Source organism: Porphyromonas asaccharolytica DSM 20707, from assembly GCF_000212375.1.
GTDB lineage: Bacteria > Bacteroidota > Bacteroidia > Bacteroidales > Porphyromonadaceae > Porphyromonas > Porphyromonas asaccharolytica.
Map to the genome: position 1 here is coordinate 1,024,446 of NC_015501.1, position 21,961 is coordinate 1,046,406.

Here is a 21,961-nt window from a genome sequence, read left to right on the forward strand (position 1 = left end):
AGATCTATTTGTTGAGTTGATTATATCTTAATGCGTAGCTCCATGCCAAAGTAAGGCGTGGCAGTGCGTCTGAGCGTAGCCGTCCCCACCTTGTAGTCGGGCAGGTAGTCTAAGACGTTGTTGGCAAAGAGCGATAGCGTAAAGAGCTTGCCCAGCTGCTTGGATACTTTTAGATTGATCCCAAGAGCTAGAGGTATGCGACTCGGCTTAAAGAGCGTGTCACTATAGCGTATCAAGAGATGCTGCAGATAGGGGTCTCGCTCTGACTCCGCTGTGTAGGGGTGCAGCTTGCCGTCGTGCACATCTAGGTAAGCTATCGGACGACCATCCTGGGGGAGGCGGCGACGAGAGACCAGCCAAGTACTCTCTATGGCAGTCGTCAGGATAAGTCCCCACTGCGGGATCTGCGTGTCGAGGAGTAGGTTAGTCGAGAGCGACTGATTTTCCGATCCATCCTGCCAGTTGTAGAGCCCTAAGTATTGATCCGATAGGATCACATTTCCGTAGACTCCAGAGACGGCATAGAAGAGCGGTACGCTATTCGAGTAGGTAGAGCGAAACCATGCGCCCCCGAGGATCAGACTCGTATTGATCACGGGGATGCGCTCCGTCATAAGTTGAAACTCTACACCCTCCTTGCGAATCATACTGCCATTCTCTGGGCGACTCGTCGACTCGATACGCGCCGCGGGAGTGTAGGGGATGGTAGAGATGTCGGGCTGTCCCGTCAGCTGGGTATAGTCGATCGCCGAGGTGTCATACTTATTATAGGCATAGACCTGTGCCGTGGATCGGTATCTAAAGCCCGTGGTCATCAACTCGCGAAAGTAACTCACGGAGAGTTTGTTGCGTCCCCACTCGGCAGAGAGACGTAGGTCTAGCTTCTGATTGCGCGTAGCACGTAGCTTATAGTTCGTTGCGTCCTCTATGTAGGTGCGGACGTAGTATAGGCTGCGCTCATAGGGTGCATTGATGTCGTAGTAAGCTAGCTGCGTTATATCTATGTAGCGCGGGTCAGGGTATAGATAGTTGAGCGTAGGCATACGAGTCGTCAGCCCCCAGCCGGCATCGAGTGAGAGCTTGAGGTCTCGTGATAGTAGCTCCCAGGCGGGCAAGCTCCAGCGCAGATTGACGCGTGGATCTAGGTAAGGCTTATAGCTCAGCGTGTATTGTGGTGCTAAGCCTAAGAGCATAGAGAGCCGTACGCCTGCCTCTAGCTGGAGTGTATGCGCTCCGAGCGGCTGCTTATATAGATCCTCCGCATAGAGTGCTAGCTGCTGCAAGGCTGGGATCTGGTAGTAGGGTCGTGGACGACTGTCCCACGCTTTGGGAAAGAGTGGATAGGAGAGGTCGTAGACCTGCCCGCGACCGAAGTTTTTGGACAGTTCATAGTTAAAGCCTCCCTTCAACTTATGCGAAGCTCTTCCCCACTCTATATTATATAGTGTCTGGCCCTTGGCAAAAAGCGTCAGCGGCTTACCATCGCTCACATAGTCTGCTATATACTCACCGCCGATCAGTCTAGCCTCGTGCTCGCCAGCCTGGTCGCCCGTAGGGGTTATAGACATGCGGTCTGGAGCTACGAGACGACGCTGATGTAGGTAGTCAAACTGCTGCGCAGCGGATAGTGTTAGCTCCACCCGTTGTAAGCCCTCCCTGCGACCTGACGGAGCGTATATATAGCGCGAGGTGAGTGCTATGCGGTTGTAGTCTGTGCGATACTCATCGGTGCGTCCGTAGGAGAGGTCGGGGTCTACCTTATTCTTGTCAAAGGTACCCGTATAGTCTCCGCTCACCTCCCATCTATGCGCTTGGTCACTACTCGTGCCGTGATAGCGCAGTGACCCTGTCAGTCGTCTATAAGTCTCAAAGGGGACACGCGGGTCAGGCTTAGCATCTAGATAGCTTATGTCCCCATTGAGGATGTGGTGCTGGGAGGGTGTGAGGGCAAAGCCTTTCTCCACAGAGGCCAGCTTGCTATAACCATCTACCTTAAAGCGACTCAGCACAGGCGAAGCTTGTCGCTTACGATGCACCAGCACCACACCCGAGGTGATATTGCCATACTCTACGGAGGGGACGCCTCGTATGAACTCAACCCGCTCTATATTGTCCGTCTGTAGCGTGCGCATGTCCACACCACGATTCACATTGACCTTGCCAGCACCAAGGAGCGAGCCTGACGGCGAGGCGGTGTACTGCATATCCGCATCCGTATTGAGCGGAGCTCCATCTACCATAAAGAGGGTACCCAGCGAACTGATAGCGTAGTCTTGGTTGTTCGTCTTATTGCCCTGCATATTGATCGTCCCCGTCTCACGGAGTAAGAGGTTATTGACACCACTCATATTAGGTATGCTACTCTTGCCACCAGGTAGTAGTGCCGTCAGGTCGGAGAAGCTACTAGGCTGCAGATGATCGATAGCTGCCCGCTCGATCGTCGATGAGCTGGTCAGCTGTCGTCCCTCCTGCGCAGTCACGACCACCTCACCGAGTATCTGCTCCAGCTTAAAGGGGATGCGCAGGTATTGGTCTCGCTGCAAGGTGATCGTCTGCTCCTTGCGCAGACCTGCGTAGCGTACCTGTAGGCGGTATCGCCCCGCTAGTACAGACTGAAAGGCAAAGCGTCCGTCATCATCCGTATAGGTCACGACATCTTTATGCCCCTCGGCAGAGAGAGCCACTAGAGCGTAGGCTATCGGCTCGCTAGTAGTCGCATCGTACACCACTCCCGTGAGGGTGTGACGGGCACCCTGAGCATATAGACTCCAGGAGAGCAATGAAAAGAGGATGTAGGATAGAAGAACTCTACGGATAGACCTACTCATAGGAGAAGCATAAAAACCCCTGCAAAGGTACGTCGGCTTCATCTCCAATAAAATAACTACTATTAGGTATTTTGGTCTCTCTCACTCATTAATCGTCGGTAGGAGCTGTGAACAAGGAGTCAAAGGTTCGGCTTGCTCCCTAGCTGGGCAAATACAACGCCGACTCGTTATAATAATTTAGAGTTGACGACATATCGATACGGCACCGTGTCGGGGAAAAGTGATTTCCACGTGGCAATTTGCCATTCTCCACGTGGAGGTCGTCTCTTCATCTCGCTTGGCTAAAATAGCCTATTCCTAGAGTACCCCGTCTCTTGGCACCTCAAAACAAAAAATAGCCGAGAAAAGAAGAATTAGTTGTGGGGGACAAAAAATATGTGTACCTTTGCACACGATGCATACACACACTCTCACACAAACTACGCGTAGTGGGATCTGCGAAGATCATCTTGACAAAATGCGGGTAGAGTCGTGTATGTCAAAGGTGATCATGCCTCCAACTGATGTCTTGCATGGCAAAATTTGGAGGAGGCTATTCCTATATCTTATATTATGGAGTGTGGGTGGTCAGATGCTAAGCGCTCAGCGTATCGACTCGATTGTTATCGATTCGATTGTTATCGACTCAATCATTGTCGAGCAGAGACCGACGGTGGCTGTCGTAAAGACTGAGGAGCAGAGAGAGCCTATTCTTTATCAGGCTGTCAAGAGCAACATACTCTCAGACTTGCTGCTCCTACCGAATATCAGCTCAGAGTCTTATCTAGGCGATGGGTGGAGTATCACAGGTAGCTGGACTCACTCATGGTGGACTATAGACAGCAAGCATATATATTGGAGATTTTATGGCGGTGATCTAGGCGTTCGCTACCATATTCCTGATACTTATCGTAGCGGTGTCGAGAGCTCGGGAGGTCGTAGCAATCCTTTGCTGGGACATCATATAGGGATCTATGGCGGGGTGTACACCTTCGACTGCGAGCTAGGGGGGACAGGTTATCTAGGTAGGAACTGGAGACCTTACTGTGGACTCTCCTATGGTTACACATATCCGCTGAGCGATCACTGGGCTATCGAACTGCTCCTGGGTGTCGGCTATACAACGGGGCACTATGATCGTTACATCCCTCAGGGAGGGTGCTATGCTTGGCAGGAGACTAAGCGATATAGCTATTGGGGCCCTAATAAAGCTGAGATAGCGCTCGTCTGGCTATTAAATCTAGGCGATAAGCGACAGAGAGGAGGTACCCTTTGAGACGACTAAGGTATATGCTACTATCTCTGATGAGCCTGACTATGCTGGTCTCTTGTGTCCATAAGGACTTGTGCTATATCAATAGGAAGCTGTGTCAGGTGCAGGTGCTCTTTGATTGGAGTGAGACCTCTAGGCAAGCTCAGTCTATGAGGGTCTTCTTCTATCCGATAGATGGATCGGCTCAGGAGCCTATTGTGTACGACCTACAGGGACACTCGGGAGGGGTGGTCACACTACCTACCGGAGAGTATCACGTAGTCTCTTACAATACGGATACTGAAAACGTCCTTTATCACTACAAAATGGACTCTAGCGGAGATCTAGACCTACTCCTCACAACGATCCCCTCAGCAATTGCTAGAAACTTTAAGATCTCTCCCAAATCAGGAGCCTCCAATGTCTATGAGACACCCGACTGGCTCTGCAGAGGTGAGCTCTCTCAGCCCCTAGTTATCACCCCAAAGGAGTGTGGGTCTGAGCGCATCATTACCATAACTCCCGAAGAGGCTCTATACTATTGTGACTACGAGATACGAGGCGTACAAAACCTCCGATCAACGGTCACTTACCCTATGGTCGCATCACTCTCTAATGTGTCACGGGGCTTATGGCTAAGGCAAGGACTCTGCACAGATCGTAATGCGCAGATGACACTCGAGGCTAAGCCTTCGGAAGGCAAGGTGGTGGGGGCTTGCTACCTCTTTGGCATACCTGATGGGCAGACGCAACTATTGACACTATATGTACGCACAGCTCTGGGAGTGCAGTCACGCTCTTTTGACGTTACCGAGCAGATCCCAAAGCTCGATCCAAAAGATCACATCATCAAGATACACCTACTCATCGATACCTACTGGGAGCTACCAGAGCCTATTGGAGGATCTGATGGAGCCTTTAACCCTGATGTAGAGGGTTGGGACGATGAGGAGCAGGATATAGACCTATAACAAAGAAGAAACAGAATACTAATGAATAACTACTCACTAAATACGTTTTTACTATGAAGAAACAAATGATGCTTGTCGCTCTCATAGCGACTATGTTAATCGCTGCTGGGTGCTCCAAGCAGGAGACCATCCGCACGCAGCAAGAGGATCAGATAGGATTTAACGTCCTCTCTGATGGGGCTCTCCGTGGTACTGCTGTCACAACGGCAAACCTTACCACTAAGGCTCCTAACTTTAAGGTCTGGGCTTATCTCAATGCTACTCCAGCCACGGAGTATGTAAAGGGTGTTGAGATCTCTTATCAAGGCACCTCCTGGGAGTATACAAACGCTGCAGATCTAGCTTACTGGCCCTCAGAGAGCCTAGACTTCTACGCAATCAATCCAGCAAACAACGGTGCTGTAACACCAGGCATTACTGCATCTGCTAAGACGCTAACCTACACTGTCCCTGACAATGGAGGTGCCTCTAATGCTAAGCAGATCGACCTAATGTACGCTGTAGATAAGAATCGATCTAAGATCACACGTGTACCACTCTACTTCAAGCACGCCCTCTCACAGATTGTCTTCAAGGGGCAGACCATCTCTAATACGTTAGAGGTAGAGGTAGAGAAGATCACAATCGCTAATGTCAAGGGTGCGGGTACCTTTACGCTTCCTACGGTCACGACAGCAGCTGGCTCTACCGCTGGCACTTGGACTCTATCAGGAGAGGCTGATCAGAAGTATACCAATGCAACGAATACAACTGTAGTCAAAGACGCAACTGCTCAGGAGCTATCACCAGCTGATGGCGCTTACCTGATCCTACCTCAGACGGCTACTAAGTGGACGACGACTCCAACTACTGCAGTAACTATTGCTACGGCTGACACTAACCACGAGTGCTATCTAGCTCTCAGTGTCAAGATCAAGCAGAGCGGAGTCTATCTAGTAGGAGATGCGACATCTTACGGCACCGTCTACGTACCATTCGGCGGAGAGGACTGGGCTCCCAGTAAGAAGTATATCTACACCCTTAAGTTCGGTGGTGGTTATGATCAGGATGGTAAGCCTATCCTACAGCCTATTCTGTACGACTGCACCGTTGAGGACTGGACAGATGTATCAGGTGATATAGAGCTCATCTAATCTAATCTGTAGCTATGACACTGTTGTAAGTAATCAGCAGTTTGATCGCTATATAACCACCATGCTGGTCGGTCGGGTGTCCAGCTTGACCGACCAGCATATTTTAATTTCAATAGACTCTATGCTACGACATCGCATTGCCCTCATACTATCATCTAGCATCTTCATACTACTCTCATCGTGTGTCTCCGAGAGCAGGGAGCTGTGTCCTAATATGGAGCAGATAGGGTTTGCTCCCACGACCGAAGCTTTGCGAACTCTAGAGGAAGGCTCTGAGCGTGCCGAGGAGCGTTGTGTCGGAGTCATACCACTACAGAGTGATGCGCCAGGTGTGCCTCAGCTTTACCTGCATCTATATGAGAGCGACCTAGCAAATACGGAGACCACAAATACATTACGTGCAGCCCCTCTGACTACAGATGGACTCACAAGCGTAGGATCATACGCCTACACATATGCTGCATCAGAGACCTTTAAGGGCTCCTCAAGTCGTCAGACCTTTATGAACAATCTAGAGGTAACTCGAGCCTCTAGGTGGAATACGGGCCTTTACTGGCCAGGAGCGGATAAGAAGATTTCATTCTTTTGCTATGCTCCGTACAATGCGATGGGGGTGACAATAGATGGTAACCCCACAGCCGATCCCTCCATTACCTACAGTACACCTACGAGCGTAGCTGACCAAAAGGACATCGTCGTCGCTACCGCTATGGATCTAGCTGGCGACTCGCGACAGCCTGTACAGCTTACGTTCAAGCATATCCTCACAGGTATTAGGTTTAAGGTTGGAGATAAGGGGATACTCCCAGGTACGATCACACGCATTCACCTAAAGAACGTGATGCCTACGAGAGTCTATAACTTCGTTACGGCTACCTGGGCACCACAAGGAGTGGCTCCTATGCCGACGAATACTTTCAGTCTAGATCAGGAGATTGCTCTCACGGGGCAGCCTGGTGCAGCAATTGGCTCTGAGGCTGAGACCTTTATGATGATTCCTCAGCGCTTCGTTGCGATCAATCAGCGATCTAAAATAGAGGTCGGGTATAGGGATAGCATCTCTGGAGAGGAGTATACACTCACAGCCTCACTGGCTGGGCAAAAATGGGAGCCGGGCAAGATGATGACCTACAAAGTGTCGCTCTCGTCTATCTCTGCTGAGAGCGTGCTACAGCTCTATGATGAAGCGCAGAGTCAGTATGACACCATAGCTCACGTGACTCGACAGTGGCAACCTGCAGACTACGTTGACCTGCCCTTTAGGGTCAAGTCTTATACGAAGATTGTCTCATCTCAGAAGACCACCTACAAGCCTTTATCGTGGAGGGCTGAGTTCTCTACCGATGAGGGGGCTAGCTGGTCTTCCACGCCTCCTAGCTGGCTCGTGGGCTTCCCACAGAGTGGCCCTGGCACGGATAGTGAATCAGCGGAGGAGCCCCATACGGCTCAGATACAGCTTCAGCCCAGTCCAGTCTATCTAGGAGACTATACGTTACGGCAAGCTCCCCCACAGAGTGGTATCGTAGATCTCTCTGAGGGGCATCGTGATAGCAACGGACACGTGATGGGACGCACTACGGCAAACTGTTACTTGGTGCATGCTCCAGGCACTTATCGCTTCCCTATGGTCTATGGCAATGCCTATCGAGATGGACAGGTGAATGCTACTGCCTACACCTGCTCTGGTAGAGATGCTCCTAATCCCTTTAGAGATGGTCTCAACAATGTGATCTCTAGCCCTAATCTAAGATCCGCTAGCCAAGTGGCGCTACTATGGGATGACGGCTGCGAACCAGTAGCTCCATATAAGCTCAAGCCTCAAGTGCAAAATGTACAGCTAGTCAAAAATCCTAAAGGAGACGGAGTGGACTACATACAGTTTACCATACCTACGGAGATCTATCAAGCCAATGCCGTGATAGCTGCAAAAGATGCAACTGGTACAATCATCTGGAGCTGGCATATTTGGGTGACGCACTATCGCTCAGGCTATGAGCACCAAGCTAGTGAGCGGGAGGTGAGCAATAATGGATATACATATCATCTGTGGAACTACGCCTTAGGTCATTACGACTACAGACGTGGCTATCCCGAGCGAAAAGTTATCGTACGCTTTACCCAGCAGGGAGGTGTCTCAGATACACCACGGGTCGCTTATTTACACGTCTTAAAGGAGATATATATACCCACTGCCCCTTCTAGAGAGTATGCTTGTCTGTATCAGTGGGGACGCAAAGATCCCTTCTCAACCAAGTACTATCGACTGATCGAAGAAAGCACTAGCGTCACATCGACGATAAATCGAGCCGTGTCTCTCTATGAATCAGTTCGAAATCCGACCTCATTTGTAACCCGTGGAGGTGTACAAGTCTATACATGGTATAAGTGGAGTGAGGTGCGAGGCTATGCACTATGGAATACCCAGCAAGAAGATAAAGTCTCATTAAAGATATCGTATGGTATAGGTCGTAAGAGTGTCTACGACCCATCGCCCGTGGGCTATATAGTTCCTCCCAATGGATTGTGGGGTAATAATATAGGTGTGGCAGAGTGTAGTTACCTAAACGTTGGGCTTATATGGTGTACGGCGGGTGCAGCAATAGGGGATGGAATAAACTATTGGTCTAGCTCTCCATATGTTTATCTTGACCTCAATGAACAGAGCTATGCTCTAATCAAGGATAAGTCGGGCTTTAAAGATGATATGAAAGCAAAGTCTTTTGGTTTTGGCGTTCGACCCATTCGTGAGCAGTGGCCCTAGGAGGGTGTGGAGACAGCATCAGATGACAATAAATGGAGATAATGCCCCATTTGTAGCGACGGCAGACGAACATCTCTGGATCTCCACGTGAGAAATCGAAAATCTCCACGTGGAGAAAAAACATTTCCCACGTGGGCGTGAAATAAAACTTCGGAGGAATCAAATGAAACTTCGGAGGAAATGTTTCTCGCCCACGTGGGGATTTTTTATTCTCCACGTGGGCATTTTCGATTTTCCACGTGGAGGTCTCTGCGAAGTGACAAGAGACAAAAAAGCACCGCCTGCGTAGGAGAGACCTACGAGGACGGTGCTTTAGTTTTGTAGCCTACAGATCGAGTCGGCTTATTGCTTCTTGTCGAGTAGGTTGCGGATCTCGGTCAGCAGCTTGACCTCGTCAGAGGGCTCGGGTGCGGGTGCTGCGGGCTCCTCCTGCTTCTTTCTCAGACTATTGATCGCACGGATCATCATGAAGATGACAAGAGCGATGATGAGGAAGTCGACGATATTCTGAATGAAGAGACCATAGTTGAGCGTCGTGGCTGCAACGATCTCCTCCCCGGCAGCATTGATCTCAGCGGGCTTGATGACCCACTTCAGCTCGGTGAAATTGATGCCCCCAGTAAAGAGTCCGACGATCGGCATCAGGATGTCGTCAACGAGAGAGGAGACAATCTTGCCAAAGGCTCCGCCGATGATGATACCGACCGCCATGTCCATGACGTTGCCACGAAGGACAAACTCCTTGAATTCTTGCTTGAAACTAGCCATAGGGTCGTTTATTTATTGAGTTGATCAATGATTTCGGGGGTGCAAGCACAAAAAGCTGGGATCAGGTTGCGATCGCCAAAGCCGTTGTCTATGCGAGATACATTGACCCAAAACTTATTGTCCTCAAGGTAGGGTAGTGCGAAGGCTGCCTGCTGACGTGTGTAAGCGTGATGCCACTCGTCGGCACAGACCTCGTACTGGGGGTGTGGTGCGTTCTTGATGACGTTGTCCTCTGCATCAGCTTTGCCCGAGGCGATGTCTTGAGCCTCTTGGTAGATCTGATTCATCACAGCGACAAAGCGGTCTAGCTCAGCCTTGCTCTCGCTCTCGGTCGGCTCGATCATGAGCGTGCCGTGAACGGGGAAGGAGACCGTCGGAGCGTGATAGCCGAAGTCCATCAGACGCTTGGAGATATCGCCCTCGTCGACGCCTGCCTGAGCCTTGACGCCCCGACAGTCGAGGATCATCTCGTGTCCGACGAAGCCACGATCGCCCGTGTATACGACGCCATAGTTGTCGTGGAAGCGTGCCTTCAGATAGTTGGCATTGAGGATCGCCATAGCGGTCGCCTGACGCAAGCCTTCGTAGCCTAGGAGGCGAATGTAAGCGTAGGTGATCACAAAGACTCCAGCACTACCGAAGGGGGCTGCCGATACTTGGTTTGTCGCATCAGACCAGCGCTCTACATGCTTGGGTAGATGGGGTACCAAGTGCTCAGTGACACAGATCGGACCGACACCAGGACCGCCACCACCGTGCGGGATCGCAAAGGTCTTGTGCAGGTTCAGGTGGCAGACGTCAGCTCCCATATAGCCAGGGTTGGTCCAGCCTACCTGGGCATTGAGGTTGGCACCGTCCATATAAACCTGCCCACCGATCTCGTGGATGCGGTCGATGATGGTGCGGATATTGCTCTCGAAGATGCCGTGCGTACTGGGGTAGGTGATCATGATGGCTGCGATACGATCCTTGTACTGCTCGGTGAGCTCCATGAAGTGATCCATATTGATGTCGCCATTGTCGGCCGTGCGAACGGTGATCGTGTCAAAGCCTGCCTGTACAGCACTGGCAGGGTTGGTACCATGTGCAGAGGCGGGTAGGATGATGAGGTCACGAGCGCCTTGACCCGTAGCTTGTAGATAACTACGTATGACACGCAGACCGGTGTACTCACCCGCAGCACCGGAGTTGGGCTGGAGCGAAGCACCCTTCATACCCGTAATCTCGCAGAGGAGAGCGGACAGATTGCGTATCATCTCTAGGTAGCCTTCGACCTGATCATCGGGAGCGTAGGGGTGGATATTGGCAAACTGTGGGTTGCTCAGCTGTGCTACCTCTGAAGCTGCATTGAGCTTCATCGTACAGGAGCCTAGCGAAATCATCGACTGAGCGAGCGATATGTCCTTGCGGTCTAGTCGCTTGATGTAGCGCATCAGCTCGGTCTCGGAGTGATACTTCTGGAAGGTCTCATACTGTAGGAAGTCACTCTGGCGAGCGAACTGCTTGTCGAAGTAAACTTTCGTCTCGTCGACCTCAACGCCCTCGATGTCGCCCTCTTTGCCCTGGAGCTGTGCGAAGATGTAGAGGAGTACTGAGAGGTCGCTCTCGAGCGTGGTCTCATCGATGCTGATACCGATGTGACGACCATCCTCGTAGTAGCGTAGGTTGACCTGACAGTCGAGTGCGATCTCACGGAGCTTCTCGGCAGCTAGTCCCTCGGGTAGCTCGATGTATAGGGTGTCGAAGAAGTTGTCGTTGAGCTGCTTATAGCCCATCGCCTCAAGCTGCTCAGCTAGATAGCCTGCATAAGCGTGGATGCGGTGAGCGATGTCGCGTAGTCCTTCGGGTCCGTGGTAGACAGCGTAGAAGCCGCTCATTGTAGCGAGCAGAGCCTGAGCTGTACAGATATTGCTGGTGGCACGCTCGCGCTTGATGTGCTGCTCACGTGTCTGGAGCGCTAGACGGTAAGCGGGACGACCATAGGTGTCCTTGGAGATGCCGATGATACGTCCAGGGATGGTGCGCTTATAGTCCATCGTTGAGGCGAGATAGCCAGCACTAGGACCTCCGAAGTACATGGGGATACCGAAGCGCTGAGCCGAACCGAAGACGATGTCTGCGCCCCACTCGCCTGGAGGTGTGAGGAGCACGAGACTCATCAAGTCGGCTGCTACGGCTACACGTACGCCAGCAGCCTTAGCGCGCTCCATAAAGTCGTGGTAGCAGTGAATGCTTCCCTTTTCGTCTGGGTACTGAATGATAGCTCCGAAGACTTTGTCTGTAAAGTCAAAGGTCTCGTAGTCGCCCACGACGATCTCCATACCTTGCTGGGGAACGCGCGTCTGGATGACTGCCTGCGTAGAGGCAAAAACACGCTTGTCGACGAAGAGCTGGTTGGCACCTGCCTTCTTCTGCTCTCTGGACCGCTCGTTGTAAAGCATGAGCGCCGCCTCGGCGCCTGCAGTAGCTTCGTCAAGTAGCGAGCAGTTGGTCAGAGGAAGTCCTGTCAGATCGGTGATGACTGTCTGGAAGTTAAAGAGCGCCTCGAGACGACCCTGCGATACCTCAGCCTGGTAAGGTGTGTAGCTGGTGTACCATACGGGATTCTCTAGGACATTGCGGATGATAGGCTGTGGGGTTACGGTATCATACCAGCCCATACCGATGTATGAGGTGAAGATACGATTGCGAGACCCTAGCTCGAAGAGATGCTCGCTGAGCTCACGCTCAGTCATCGGCTCGGGTAGATCGAGAGGCTTCTCGAGGAAGATCCCCTCGGGGTATACCTTGTGCATCAGCGCATCTACGCTGTCTACACCGACAACCTTGAGCATCTCAGGCAGGTCAGCCTCGGAGATACCTATGTGACGATAGGCAAAGTTTCTTGTATCCATCTATATTAGTTGATATAAGGGTTATTACTTTTTTCGTTGTATATGGTTGTGTGTGGCCCATGCCCTGGATAAACGATGGTGTCATCGGGCAGGGGACGCAGTTGGGTCTTGATACTGTGGAGGAGCGTCTGGTAGTCTCCGCCTGGTAGGTCACTGCGACCTATGTCGCCTCGGAAGAGCACGTCGCCTGTGAAGACGATCCGCTCGCTCGGGAGGTAGTAAGCGACATGACCTGCTGTATGTCCTGGCACGAAGAGATCGTAGATAGGTATCTCGCCCAGTCGTAGCGGCTGATCGCTCGGCAGTGGACGGATCTGAGAGAGATCGAAAGCTCTCTCTGGTACCTCAAAGCCCCAAGCGCGCATCTGCGCCTCGGGAGAGACCGCCTGCGCTAGCTCGATAGGGTGTGCATACGCCCGTGCCTTGGGAAAGGTCTGGAGCGCCCAGGACAAGCCCCAGAGATGGTCGAAGTGCAGGTGAGTGAAGAGGAGTAGGTCTACGCTTAGCCCCCACTGCTTGATGCGCTGTGCGAGACGCTCCTGCTCGCTTGTGGTGGCACATCCGCAGTCGATGATGGCTGCGTGACCGTCGCTGGTCGAGAGGAGGTAAGTGTTTTCCTGTATGACGTTACATACGAATGTGGCTACTTCGCAGTTCATAAGTTCTTTTCTGTTAGTTGGTTCGTTTGTCCTGCTTAGCGACATAGACGATCCATTTGTCCTGATAGTAGTCGGGGTAGTCCGCGAGCGTGGTGATCGCAGTGAGTTGTGCGGAGACTCCAGACTGAGCGATCTCCTCGCTGAGATCGCCTCCCTTGAGACAGTAGATGCCAGAGCGGGGAGCTTGTGAGCCGTGGAGCATATGCTGCGTGTACTCATAAAGCAGCCCTAAAGGCATCGCAGCGCGTGAGACGATGTAGTCGCAACGGAGCTCGCAGCTCTCGACACGGGTGTGATGCGTAGAGACATTGGTTAGACCTATTTCGTCCGCAATGGCCTGAGCTACGTGGAGCTTCTTGGCAATGCTGTCGATCAGCAGGAATTGGTATTGAGGATATAGGATAGCTAGCGGGATGCTGGGGAAGCCGCCGCCACAGCCTACGTCGGCGATGGTGTAGCTGGTCGGCTCATCAGGCAGAAGCCAAGCGAGCGCCAGTGAGTGCATCACGTGGTGTAGGTAGAGATTGTCTATGTCTCGTCGGGAGATGACGTTGATGCGTGCGTTCCACTCTTTGTAGAGCGGATAGAGAGCGGTCAACTGCTGCTGGGCAGTTGGGGAGAGTGCAGGAAACTGCCTCAGGAGCCTATCCAATTGCTCCGTGGGGGTAGTGCTTGGTGTCGTGGGCATCTCTAAAACGCACAATTAGTAGAGGGAAAACGTTATACGTCCCTACAAATGTACGAAAAAAGAGCACAACCCACAGTCCTGTGAGTTGTGCTCTTGATCTTTTCGTGCTGCACTTCTACTAGAAGTCGCAGTAAAGTGTAGGGAACTGTTTACTCCCTTTAGTCTAGTTAGTCTAGGAAGGTGAGCTGTCCGTCAGCTCCTACATCTAGCGTGATAGGCTTCGTGCGCTCTACGGTGCCAGCTAGAAGTGCCTTCGAGAGCTCGTTGAGGACGAGTCGCTGTATGACGCGCTTGACAGGACGTGCACCAAACTCGGGGTCGTAGCCTCGCTCGGCTAGTAGGTCGATGGCAGCATCGCTGTAGTGGAGCGTCACGCCGTTCTCCTGGAGTGTGCGAGCCACCTTGTCGAGCTGTAGACGTACGATCTGAGCGATCTGAGCCTTCGTCAGCGGTGTGAAGACGATGGTCTCGTCGATACGGTTGACAAACTCAGGACGGATCGTCTGCTTGAGTAGCGTCTTGACCTCCTCCTCGGTACGCTCGATGACCTCTTCACGGTTCTGCTCGTCGATGTGCTCGAAGTTGTGACGGATCAGGTCGGAGCCTAGGTTGCTAGTCATGATGATGATCGTGTTCTTGAAGTTGACCACGTGCCCCTTATTGTCCGTTAATCTACCATCGTCCAGTACCTGGAGGAGTAGGTTGAAGACATCGGGATGCGCCTTCTCAATCTCATCAAAGAGCACAACCGAGTAGGGCTTACGCCTGATAGCCTCAGTGAGCTGACCGCCCTCATCGTAACCGACGTAGCCAGGAGGCGCTCCGATGAGACGAGTCGCACTAAACTTCTCCTGATACTCGCTCATATCGATACGGGTCATCATGTGCTCATCGTCAAAGAGGCACTCCGCCAAGGCTCTAGCTACCTCAGTCTTACCGACACCTGTCGTGCCGAGGAAGATAAAGGAGCCGATCGGTCTATTGGGATCTTGCAAGCCTGCACGACTACGACGCACTGCATCTGCAATGGCGGTGATCGCCTCCTCCTGACCGACGACACGCTTGTGTAGCTCCTCCTCTAGGTTGAGTAGCTTGTCCCGCTCGCTCATAAGCATACGGCTCACGGGGATACCGGTCCAGCGAGCTACGATGTCAGCGATATCTTCGGCTGTCACCTCCTCGGTGATCAGTGCGGTGCCAGAGGCACGCTGCTCGGCAAGCTTCTTATTGATCTGAGCTATCTGATCATCGATCTCCTTGAGTCGTCCGTAGCGTAGCTCAGCCACACGACCGTAGTCGCCCATGCGCTCAGCTTTGTCCGCTTCGATAGATGTCTGTTCACGCTCCACCTTCAGCTGCTGCGCCTCATTGACCAAGTCTTTCTCGCCATGCCACTGAGCGGCCAGAGCATTGCGCTCTTCCTCTAGATCGGCTATCTGCTTGGAGAGTGCCGCCAGCTTAGGCTCATCGTGCTCACGCTTGATCGCCTCGCGCTCTATCTCTAGCTGCTTGATACGACGCTCCAGCTCGTCTAGCTCTTCGGGCATCGAGTCTATCTGGATGCGTAGTCGTGCGGCAGCCTCGTCCACAAGGTCTATCGCCTTGTCGGGGAGGAAGCGGTCGGTGATGTATCGCTCGCTCAGCTGTACGGCAGCCAGTATGGCGTCATCTTGGATACGCACCTTGTGGTGGTTCTCGTACCGCTCCTTCAGTCCTCTGAGGATAGAGATACTGCTCATCTCGTCAGGCTCATCGACCATCACCATCTGGAAGCGACGCTCGAGCGCTTTGTCCTTCTCAAAGTACTTACGGTACTCATCGAGGGTGGTGGCACCGATAGCCCGTAGCTCACCACGAGCGAGGGCAGGCTTAAGGATGTTTGCCGCATCCATAGCACCTTGCGAAGCTCCCGCACCGACGAGCGTATGGATCTCATCGATGAATAGGATCACCTCACCATTGGAGGCGGTCACCTCGTTGACGACTGACTTGAGACGCTCCTCAAACTCTCCTTGATACTTTGCTCCTGCTATGAGAGCTCCCATATCGAGTGAGTAGATGAGCTTGTCCTTGAGGTTCTCTGGCACGTCACCACGTATGACGCGGTGCGCCAAGCCTTCGGCGATAGCGGTCTTACCGACACCTGGCTCACCGACGAGGATAGGATTATTCTTCGTACGGCGGGAGAGTATCTGCAGGACACGACGTATCTCTTCGTCGCGACCTATGACAGGATCCAGCTTGCCCTCACGAGCTCGCTCGCAGAGGTTGATAGCGTACTTGCCGAGTGCGTTGTACTGCTGATCACTTGTTGCGGAGTCTACCTTGCGCCCCTTGCGAAGCTCACGGATAGCAGCCTCAGCGTCAGCGTAGGTCAGACCTGCGTCGAGAAGTAGCTGACGCGCATCACTAGGTACCTTGAGGAGTGCTAGGAAGATGTGCTCCACAGCTATGTATTGGTCACCCATCTCGCTAGCTATCTGCTCCGACTGGGTGAGCACTTGGTTTGTCTGGTTAGAGAGGTAAGGCTCTCCACCAGATACGTGAGGCAGACGCTCTAGCTGCTGCGCTACCGACTGCTCTATCTGATGCATGTAGGCCCCCGCCTTGGTAGCGACATACTCGACGACGTCACGACCCTCACGTAGCAGCGCATCTAGGAGGCATATCGGCTCTAGAGCCTGATGCTCCTGCTGACGCGCTTGGGCGATCATCGTTTGGATCACCCGCTGCGATTTAATGGTGTACTTATCTATGTTCATGTTTTTAAGGTTTGATTTTGACTAACTCAAGCAACAGATGTGCCAAAGGATAGGAGAGTGTGACAAATTGTCTTAGTCGGCTGTTAGCCTTTAGTTGTTGGCTGTTAGCTGCTCGCGATTGGCTGTTAGCTGCGATGTTAAGAGTGAAGACAGAAAGAGAGAGGAGGGGAACTCGCTGAGCTCTCCTCCTCTCTAGAATTATCTAAGGTCGCTTGAGCTACCCTTGGCGGGGTAGTCTGCCAACCATTAGTAGATGACGTCCATGTCTACACGGCGTGCATCGGTACGCTTGGCCGGAGTCGTGTCGACACCGTTATCGTAACGCTTGATAGCAGCTGCGGGTACGCCTGCCTCTTGGAGTGCCTTGATGACACTAGCAGCACGCTTGGCAGCAAGCTTGTTGTTGAAGTCTACGGGGCCATCGATACTAGCATAGCCGTATACGAGTACGAGGGCGCGTGGATCGTTGATGACAAAGTCAGCAACGTTGCGCACAGCCTCGCGACCCTCTGCATTGAGGACGTCCGAGTTGACCTTAAAGAATACGCTACGACTGAGCTGCACGTTGTTGCGTGAGCGGTCTTGGTGGATCACCCGACGGTTATCGTAGTTGTACACAGGAGCCTTTTCAGAAGCCTTCTCTAGCTCGTTCAGCTGATTACGTAGAGCAGCGAGTTGCTGAGCTATCTGATCATCGTCACGCTGCGGATTTTGCTGAGCAGCCTTAAGGCGAGCTAGTTCCTCCTCGAGTGCTTTGATCTTGTCTGCATCGTTAGTAGGCAGAGCTCCTTGAGCGCCCTGAGTTACGACGAGATTACTACCAGCTGGGTAGTATAGTTGTCCTCCGACGTTGATAGGCTGTCCTGGCTGTGTATAGACTGGAGCTGCCTTCATAGCGTTGAGGTTGTGATACTGTAGGAGTAGATAGAGTAGATCTCTGTCCTTATTGTTTGTGATTGTTATGTCACGTTGCTGGGGGCATGCGTCATTCATCTCATCCTCTTCGGCTGCGGTGACTATAGCATTGATGAGCGTGGCTAACTCTTGCTTTGTCATTACCACCTTTTTCTCACGTCGATCACGCTCTCCCTTCTCGACGCGCTCCGTGCGGTCGCGCTTCTGGCGAGGTGCTTGACGTCCATCATGCTGTGCCTCCACAGGAGTGGAGACAGCAGCTGATAGTAGGATCACGCACAGCCCGACTATAAATGATTTCTTAGTCATACTGTTGTAGTGATAAGGGATTAGAAGTAGAAGCGGTATCCTAGAGCTATGCTGTGGTTGCGCCCTGAGGTGCGTATACCATAGTCTAGGAATATAGCACTGTTGAGCTCGGGTAGCTTGTATGAAGTACCTAGTAGGAAGTTAGCACCAAACTGAGTGTCTGTATAGAAGCCGACACCTGCACCTAGGTAAGGTACAAAGTTGCCAAGCTCCTTAAACTGGAAGTTGTAGACGACATTACCAGTAAGACCGAAAGTAGTCTTCTTGCCAAAGCCTACGAAGAACTCAGGAATGAAGTCAAGCTTCGTATTGCTGATAGGCATAAAAGCACGTACACCGACTGCGAATGCTCCAAAAGCATTCTCCTCCTTTGGCTTAACAATGTTTGCACCGACGAGGAGTCCTACAGAGTTTAGTCTGATGAGACTCTTAGAGTTGTTGTCAACAGGTGTAGCGCTGCTATCCATAGTTACAGCAGAGGATGTAGCAGGAGCCTGATAAGCAGGATGCGTAGGAGGTGTCGTTACGACAGTCGTTGCAGGCTGTGTAGCCTGATACTGCTGCATACGAGCATCGTTGGTCTCGATCTTTCTATCGATCGCGTCAAGACGATCAAGGATCTTCTCGTTCTGCTCCGTTAGATCAGAGGTAGTGGTTGTAGTACCGTTCTGAGCCTTTACTTGCTGATTAGCGAGCATCTGCTGCTGAGCGATGTACTGAGGAGAGTTGCCGATGAGGGCATGTACTAGCTCACGCTCTAGTGGAGTGAGTGCGTCATCGTTGGGCTGGCGGTAGACGTTGCCCTTCTGGCAAGAATGACCCTTCTTGCTACGGTTGCGATCGATGATGCGCTGTGCCATATCCTCGATCTCAGATGGAGTCATACGTACATACTCATCGTCACGGTCCTCACCGTAGTATCGGTATTCACGGTACTCGCGATACTCCTTATCGCGCATATCGTTGACCTTGTCTTGAACCTCTTCGTCTTCAACCGTCTCAAACTCGTAGTGACGAGCGGGCTTGCCTAGGTTAAAGCGTACTCCGAGCTGGTAAGCCATATTCTTAGCAACGATCTCAGATCTCTTTGTGACAGAAGCTGTCTTGATGCCAGGAGCTGGGTGTGCGATGAAGTTGGCACTACCGAACACACTGACATAGCGGAAGAGGGGTACCTCTAGACCGACGCCAGCCATACCGAAGACGACGTCATGTAGGTTAGCTTTGTCTAGCTCAGTAGCCTCCTGAGAGAGCTTAGCATCGAGGTAACCAGCACCGAGGTTGACGTAAGGGGTTACACCACGAGGTAGGTTGAGACGGCCGGTGAAGTAACCACCATACATAGCACGCTCCTTGTCGAAGTCGAAGTCGAGTCTCTTGCCAGGCTTACCAGCTTGGTAGTAGAATCCACGTACACCAAAGGTGTTGTTGAAGTCTAGACCTACCTGACCACCATAGAACCATGAGTCGCGGGTGTTCCAGTAAGAGTGGTCATTGAAGTCCACATATAGGATAGAGGGCTCGATCGTGAAGACCATCCCACGGAATCCATTGGAGAAGAAGTCTCTGTAAGCACGGCTTACCTCGTTACCACCTCTGGGGTCGTAGCCACCGAGGTAGAAAGAGAGACCAGCGCGAGCTGAGAAGTTGTTTATCAGAGCTAGACCATGCTTGTCGACCTTCTTACTAGCCTTTGCTAAATTGACGTATGGGTTGAGTAGATCCGTGCGGAAGCCTAGATAGTTACCTGATAGGTTGAGGGCGATACGAGGTGCTAGATTGATCTTAAAGCCTAGTGCTCCAGAGAAGTATAGGTGATCCGTCTTCATCATCTCGATCTTCTTATCAGCGATAGGTAGCTCGTATTTCATGTTTTGGATACCACCTCCGACGAGTAGGTAAGGTGCTAGGATATAGCCATCGAGGAGGTTGAACTTAAGCTCAGCACCATAGCGCTCGATGTCGATCTTACGATCGCTCATCTGATCTTTGAAGATAGGGGCTAATTCCTATTTTGAGGTGCTGGGGAGAAAGCCACACGCAAAAAACTAACTGAAGTGAACGGCGATGCGGTAGAGGAAGAAGTCACTATTTCGGGTTCCATAGTTGATGGCGATAAAGCGTTGGAGGTTCTGGTTGAGTGCTTCTGCTGAAGCGTTGGTCTTATAGCCGAGGAAGTAGTTGCAGATCTCTCCTATGTGCTTGACCATAAAGTGAGCGATGTTCTTGACCTCTTCACATGGACTACTGAGGTGATTAGTGATGATCTCTAGAAGTGCTTTTTTCTTACACTCCAACAGGTGTCGGGAGGGTGTTATGGAGGTACCATTTCGCATAGGACGTTGGTACCACTTCCGTAGCGCTACGGAGAATTTGTACGCTTCTTTGATGTCTGGGAAAAGTCTAAAGAGTAGCCGAGCGCGTAGCTTTTGACTGGCTGTCTGCTCGTTGTGAAGCTTGTGTAGTAACCCTTTGCTGCGCTGGAGGAGCTGTAGCTGGGTATCTCCATTGGACAGCTCTTTTTTGAACTCTTTGAGCTCTTGCTGGATTTTGGGGGCGGGCTGCAGTTTAGACCGTTTGCGACTCGCCTCCTCCAGCTCCCGTTGCTTGCGTAGAAGCTCTTGGCGGTAGCGTATTCTTACTGACTGGACTTGATCAATGATGTTTTTGACAACGTGAAATTTGTCCGCAACTTGATAGGCATTGGGGAAGAGTTCACGAGCCACCCAGTCGTAGTTTGGAGCCATATCACGGGTTACGCAAGAGACTGCGAAAAGTGCTTCTTGGGAGATGTTTGATCTCATTAGATAGACGATCTGGGAGGCTCGGAGCGTGTTGACCATCAGGACGATTTTATTCGTCTCTGGGTTCGACACGATGGTGTAGCAATCCCCGTTGATGTTCTTTTCGTCTATGCAGATGATGGATCCCATATTCTTCTCATTGAGAATGGGGATCTTTAGATCAGAACTTACAGGGCTTTTAGCAGAAGACCCTAGAGATCGTGAGGCTCCAGTCTTCTGCAAATGGCGTTGGTGCCCTGGGCTTTTGTATCCGCTCAAGACATCTTTGTACCAGCGAAAGAGTTTCTTCGAGCTCATCCCCATACAGTAGGCGACTTGCCCGATACTGGTGGGCTTAGACCCAATCAATTTCTTTTAAAAAATTGCCGAAAGCCTTGGTCGCTTTCATGCCTTTTTCATTGTATGAGTAGCTGTTGGAGTAGCTCTTTTCCTCTTGTCGCTGGTCCTGTTTTACCTTCCAGCGACGACGCTTGAGGTAGAGGAAGACCTCCTTGCCCATAGCTGGGAAGGTCTGCAACTCAATGTAGTTCGTATAGCCGTCTAGGACTATGTTTGAAAGATCTCCGTTGACCTCTTTTTTCAACTCTGCGGGGATATGGGCAGCGTCATCTTTCTCTACCATAAAGATGCGGTAAATGCCGTTTTCTTCAACCAACTTCTCGAAGTTAAAGTCTCGGAGAATTTCTTGTGGAGCGAATAGCTCAATCCAATCTAGTTCTTTAGTCATATTTGAGGTGGTAAGGGGGAGGGCGAAAAGCTCTCCTCATTCATTTGGGGGTGCAAGTTAATCAATTCACTTCAGTTAGTTTTTTGCGTGTGGCTTCTCCCCCAGCACCTCAAAATAGGAATTAGCCAAGATAGGATCTACATTCCACTCACCATTAGGATCGCTGAGCTTGGACTTGATGCCAAAAGAGCGATCATAGACACCACGTAGCTCCACGATCGGGCCGAAGCCAAAACCAGCGCGTACGCCCCATAGCATAGCGTTGTCGATGTTGAGTGCATCGTCAAGGAATTCATACTGAAAGCCACCACCGACGGTGATGCTGGCATCCTTGACCTGTGCCTTGGCCCCGTTGAAGCTCAGAAGAGCTACAAGAGCCGTACATAGAAGTAGGATTTTTTTATTCATAGTCAAACTATTAAAGTGGTTGATAATGCTTAGTGATTAGAGTGTAAAATGGAAGATAGTCTCACTGCTCCTCTACCGTGGTAGACACTGTGAATAGACTACT

Annotated in this window: 15 protein-coding genes; 4 read left to right on the top strand and 11 right to left on the bottom strand. The window is 51.6% G+C overall.

The features are described 5' to 3' along the window. Positions 1–20 precede the first annotated feature (20 nt). Positions 21–2,828, bottom strand: a complete 2,808-nt coding sequence (locus tag PORAS_RS04110; protein ID WP_052306462.1) for a TonB-dependent receptor — start codon at positions 2,826–2,828, stop codon at positions 21–23. 571 nt (positions 2,829–3,399) lie between these two features. On the opposite strand from PORAS_RS04110, the gene PORAS_RS04115 reads away from it, so the two are divergent. The 4 genes from PORAS_RS04115 to PORAS_RS04130 all read left to right on the top strand — a co-directional run bounded on the left by PORAS_RS04115 (position 3,400) and on the right by PORAS_RS04130 (position 8,924). Beyond that, the gene (locus PORAS_RS04115) at positions 3,400–4,083 is read left to right on the top strand and encodes a DUF3575 domain-containing protein (RefSeq protein ID WP_245528058.1); all 684 of its coding nucleotides are present in this window, start codon (positions 3,400–3,402) and stop codon (positions 4,081–4,083) included. A 14-nt stretch (positions 4,084–4,097) separates the two neighbouring features. Beyond that, the gene (locus PORAS_RS04120; protein ID WP_245528059.1) at positions 4,098–5,030 is read left to right on the top strand and encodes a DUF5119 domain-containing protein; all 933 of its coding nucleotides are present in this window, start codon (positions 4,098–4,100) and stop codon (positions 5,028–5,030) included. 53 nt (positions 5,031–5,083) lie between these two features. After that, complete coding sequence (locus PORAS_RS04125; protein ID WP_013760278.1) at positions 5,084–6,163, top strand: fimbrillin family protein; 1,080 nt, start codon at positions 5,084–5,086, stop codon at positions 6,161–6,163. A gap of 121 nt (positions 6,164–6,284) precedes the next feature. Continuing rightward, complete coding sequence (locus PORAS_RS04130; protein WP_013760280.1) at positions 6,285–8,924, top strand: fimbrillin family protein; 2,640 nt, start codon at positions 6,285–6,287, stop codon at positions 8,922–8,924. 342 nt (positions 8,925–9,266) lie between these two features. On the opposite strand, the gene mscL is transcribed toward PORAS_RS04130, so the two are convergent. From mscL to PORAS_RS04180, 10 genes are all read right to left on the bottom strand, one after another. Further along, positions 9,267–9,692, bottom strand: coding sequence for a large-conductance mechanosensitive channel protein MscL (gene mscL / locus PORAS_RS04135; protein WP_004331163.1), 426 nt, complete (start codon positions 9,690–9,692; stop codon positions 9,267–9,269). Between the two features lie 8 nt (positions 9,693–9,700). After that, entirely contained in the window at positions 9,701–12,586 is a 2,886-nt protein-coding gene (gene gcvP, locus PORAS_RS04140) for an aminomethyl-transferring glycine dehydrogenase (RefSeq protein WP_013760281.1), read from the bottom strand. A gap of 5 nt (positions 12,587–12,591) precedes the next feature. After that, positions 12,592–13,245 carry an MBL fold metallo-hydrolase gene (locus PORAS_RS04145; RefSeq protein ID WP_013760282.1) on the bottom strand — a complete coding sequence of 218 codons (654 nt, stop codon included), beginning with the start codon at positions 13,243–13,245 and terminating at the stop codon, positions 12,592–12,594. Between the two features lie 13 nt (positions 13,246–13,258). Then, positions 13,259–13,933: a 16S rRNA (guanine(527)-N(7))-methyltransferase RsmG gene (gene rsmG, locus PORAS_RS04150; RefSeq protein WP_013760283.1), complete on the bottom strand. Its 675-nt coding sequence runs from the start codon at positions 13,931–13,933 to the stop codon at positions 13,259–13,261. A gap of 167 nt (positions 13,934–14,100) precedes the next feature. Then, positions 14,101–16,695: an ATP-dependent chaperone ClpB gene (gene clpB, locus PORAS_RS04155; protein WP_013760284.1), complete on the bottom strand. Its 2,595-nt coding sequence runs from the start codon at positions 16,693–16,695 to the stop codon at positions 14,101–14,103. A gap of 246 nt (positions 16,696–16,941) precedes the next feature. After that, positions 16,942–17,919 (bottom strand): OmpA family protein, encoded by a 978-nt coding sequence (locus tag PORAS_RS04160; protein WP_013760285.1) that lies wholly within the window; start codon positions 17,917–17,919, stop codon positions 16,942–16,944. Positions 17,920–17,939: 20 nt separating this feature from the next. Beyond that, positions 17,940–19,901 (bottom strand): porin family protein, encoded by a 1,962-nt coding sequence (locus PORAS_RS04165; protein ID WP_245528060.1) that lies wholly within the window; start codon positions 19,899–19,901, stop codon positions 17,940–17,942. Positions 19,902–19,967: 66 nt separating this feature from the next. After that, positions 19,968–21,020: a transposase gene (locus PORAS_RS04170; protein ID WP_245528033.1), complete on the bottom strand. Its 1,053-nt coding sequence runs from the start codon at positions 21,018–21,020 to the stop codon at positions 19,968–19,970. Positions 21,021–21,057: 37 nt separating this feature from the next. Next, positions 21,058–21,450: an ISAon1 family transposase N-terminal region protein gene (locus PORAS_RS04175; protein WP_013759848.1), complete on the bottom strand. Its 393-nt coding sequence runs from the start codon at positions 21,448–21,450 to the stop codon at positions 21,058–21,060. 75 nt (positions 21,451–21,525) lie between these two features. Further along, positions 21,526–21,858 carry a hypothetical protein gene (locus PORAS_RS04180; protein WP_044211304.1) on the bottom strand — a complete coding sequence of 111 codons (333 nt, stop codon included), beginning with the start codon at positions 21,856–21,858 and terminating at the stop codon, positions 21,526–21,528. Positions 21,859–21,961: the final 103 nt, after the last annotated feature.

What these genes read in the sequence shown, in the direction of transcription:
- PORAS_RS04110 (WP_052306462.1), bottom strand. Translation starts at nt 2,828, where the DNA reads ATGAGTAGGTCTATCCGTAGAGTTCTTCTATCCTACATCCTCTTTTCA.
- PORAS_RS04115 (WP_245528058.1), top strand. Translation starts at nt 3,400, where the DNA reads ATGCTAAGCGCTCAGCGTATCGACTCGATTGTTATCGATTCGATTGTT.
- PORAS_RS04120 (WP_245528059.1), top strand. Translation starts at nt 4,098, where the DNA reads ATGCTACTATCTCTGATGAGCCTGACTATGCTGGTCTCTTGTGTCCAT.
- PORAS_RS04125 (WP_013760278.1), top strand. Translation starts at nt 5,084, where the DNA reads ATGAAGAAACAAATGATGCTTGTCGCTCTCATAGCGACTATGTTAATC.
- PORAS_RS04130 (WP_013760280.1), top strand. Translation starts at nt 6,285, where the DNA reads ATGCTACGACATCGCATTGCCCTCATACTATCATCTAGCATCTTCATA.
- mscL (WP_004331163.1), bottom strand. Translation starts at nt 9,692, where the DNA reads ATGGCTAGTTTCAAGCAAGAATTCAAGGAGTTTGTCCTTCGTGGCAAC.
- gcvP (WP_013760281.1), bottom strand. Translation starts at nt 12,586, where the DNA reads ATGGATACAAGAAACTTTGCCTATCGTCACATAGGTATCTCCGAGGCT.
- PORAS_RS04145 (WP_013760282.1), bottom strand. Translation starts at nt 13,245, where the DNA reads ATGAACTGCGAAGTAGCCACATTCGTATGTAACGTCATACAGGAAAAC.
- rsmG (WP_013760283.1), bottom strand. Translation starts at nt 13,933, where the DNA reads ATGCCCACGACACCAAGCACTACCCCCACGGAGCAATTGGATAGGCTC.
- clpB (WP_013760284.1), bottom strand. Translation starts at nt 16,695, where the DNA reads ATGAACATAGATAAGTACACCATTAAATCGCAGCGGGTGATCCAAACG.
- PORAS_RS04160 (WP_013760285.1), bottom strand. Translation starts at nt 17,919, where the DNA reads ATGACTAAGAAATCATTTATAGTCGGGCTGTGCGTGATCCTACTATCA.
- PORAS_RS04165 (WP_245528060.1), bottom strand. Translation starts at nt 19,901, where the DNA reads ATGAGCGATCGTAAGATCGACATCGAGCGCTATGGTGCTGAGCTTAAG.
- PORAS_RS04170 (WP_245528033.1), bottom strand. Translation starts at nt 21,020, where the DNA reads ATGAGCTCGAAGAAACTCTTTCGCTGGTACAAAGATGTCTTGAGCGGA.
- PORAS_RS04175 (WP_013759848.1), bottom strand. Translation starts at nt 21,450, where the DNA reads ATGACTAAAGAACTAGATTGGATTGAGCTATTCGCTCCACAAGAAATT.
- PORAS_RS04180 (WP_044211304.1), bottom strand. Translation starts at nt 21,858, where the DNA reads ATGAATAAAAAAATCCTACTTCTATGTACGGCTCTTGTAGCTCTTCTG.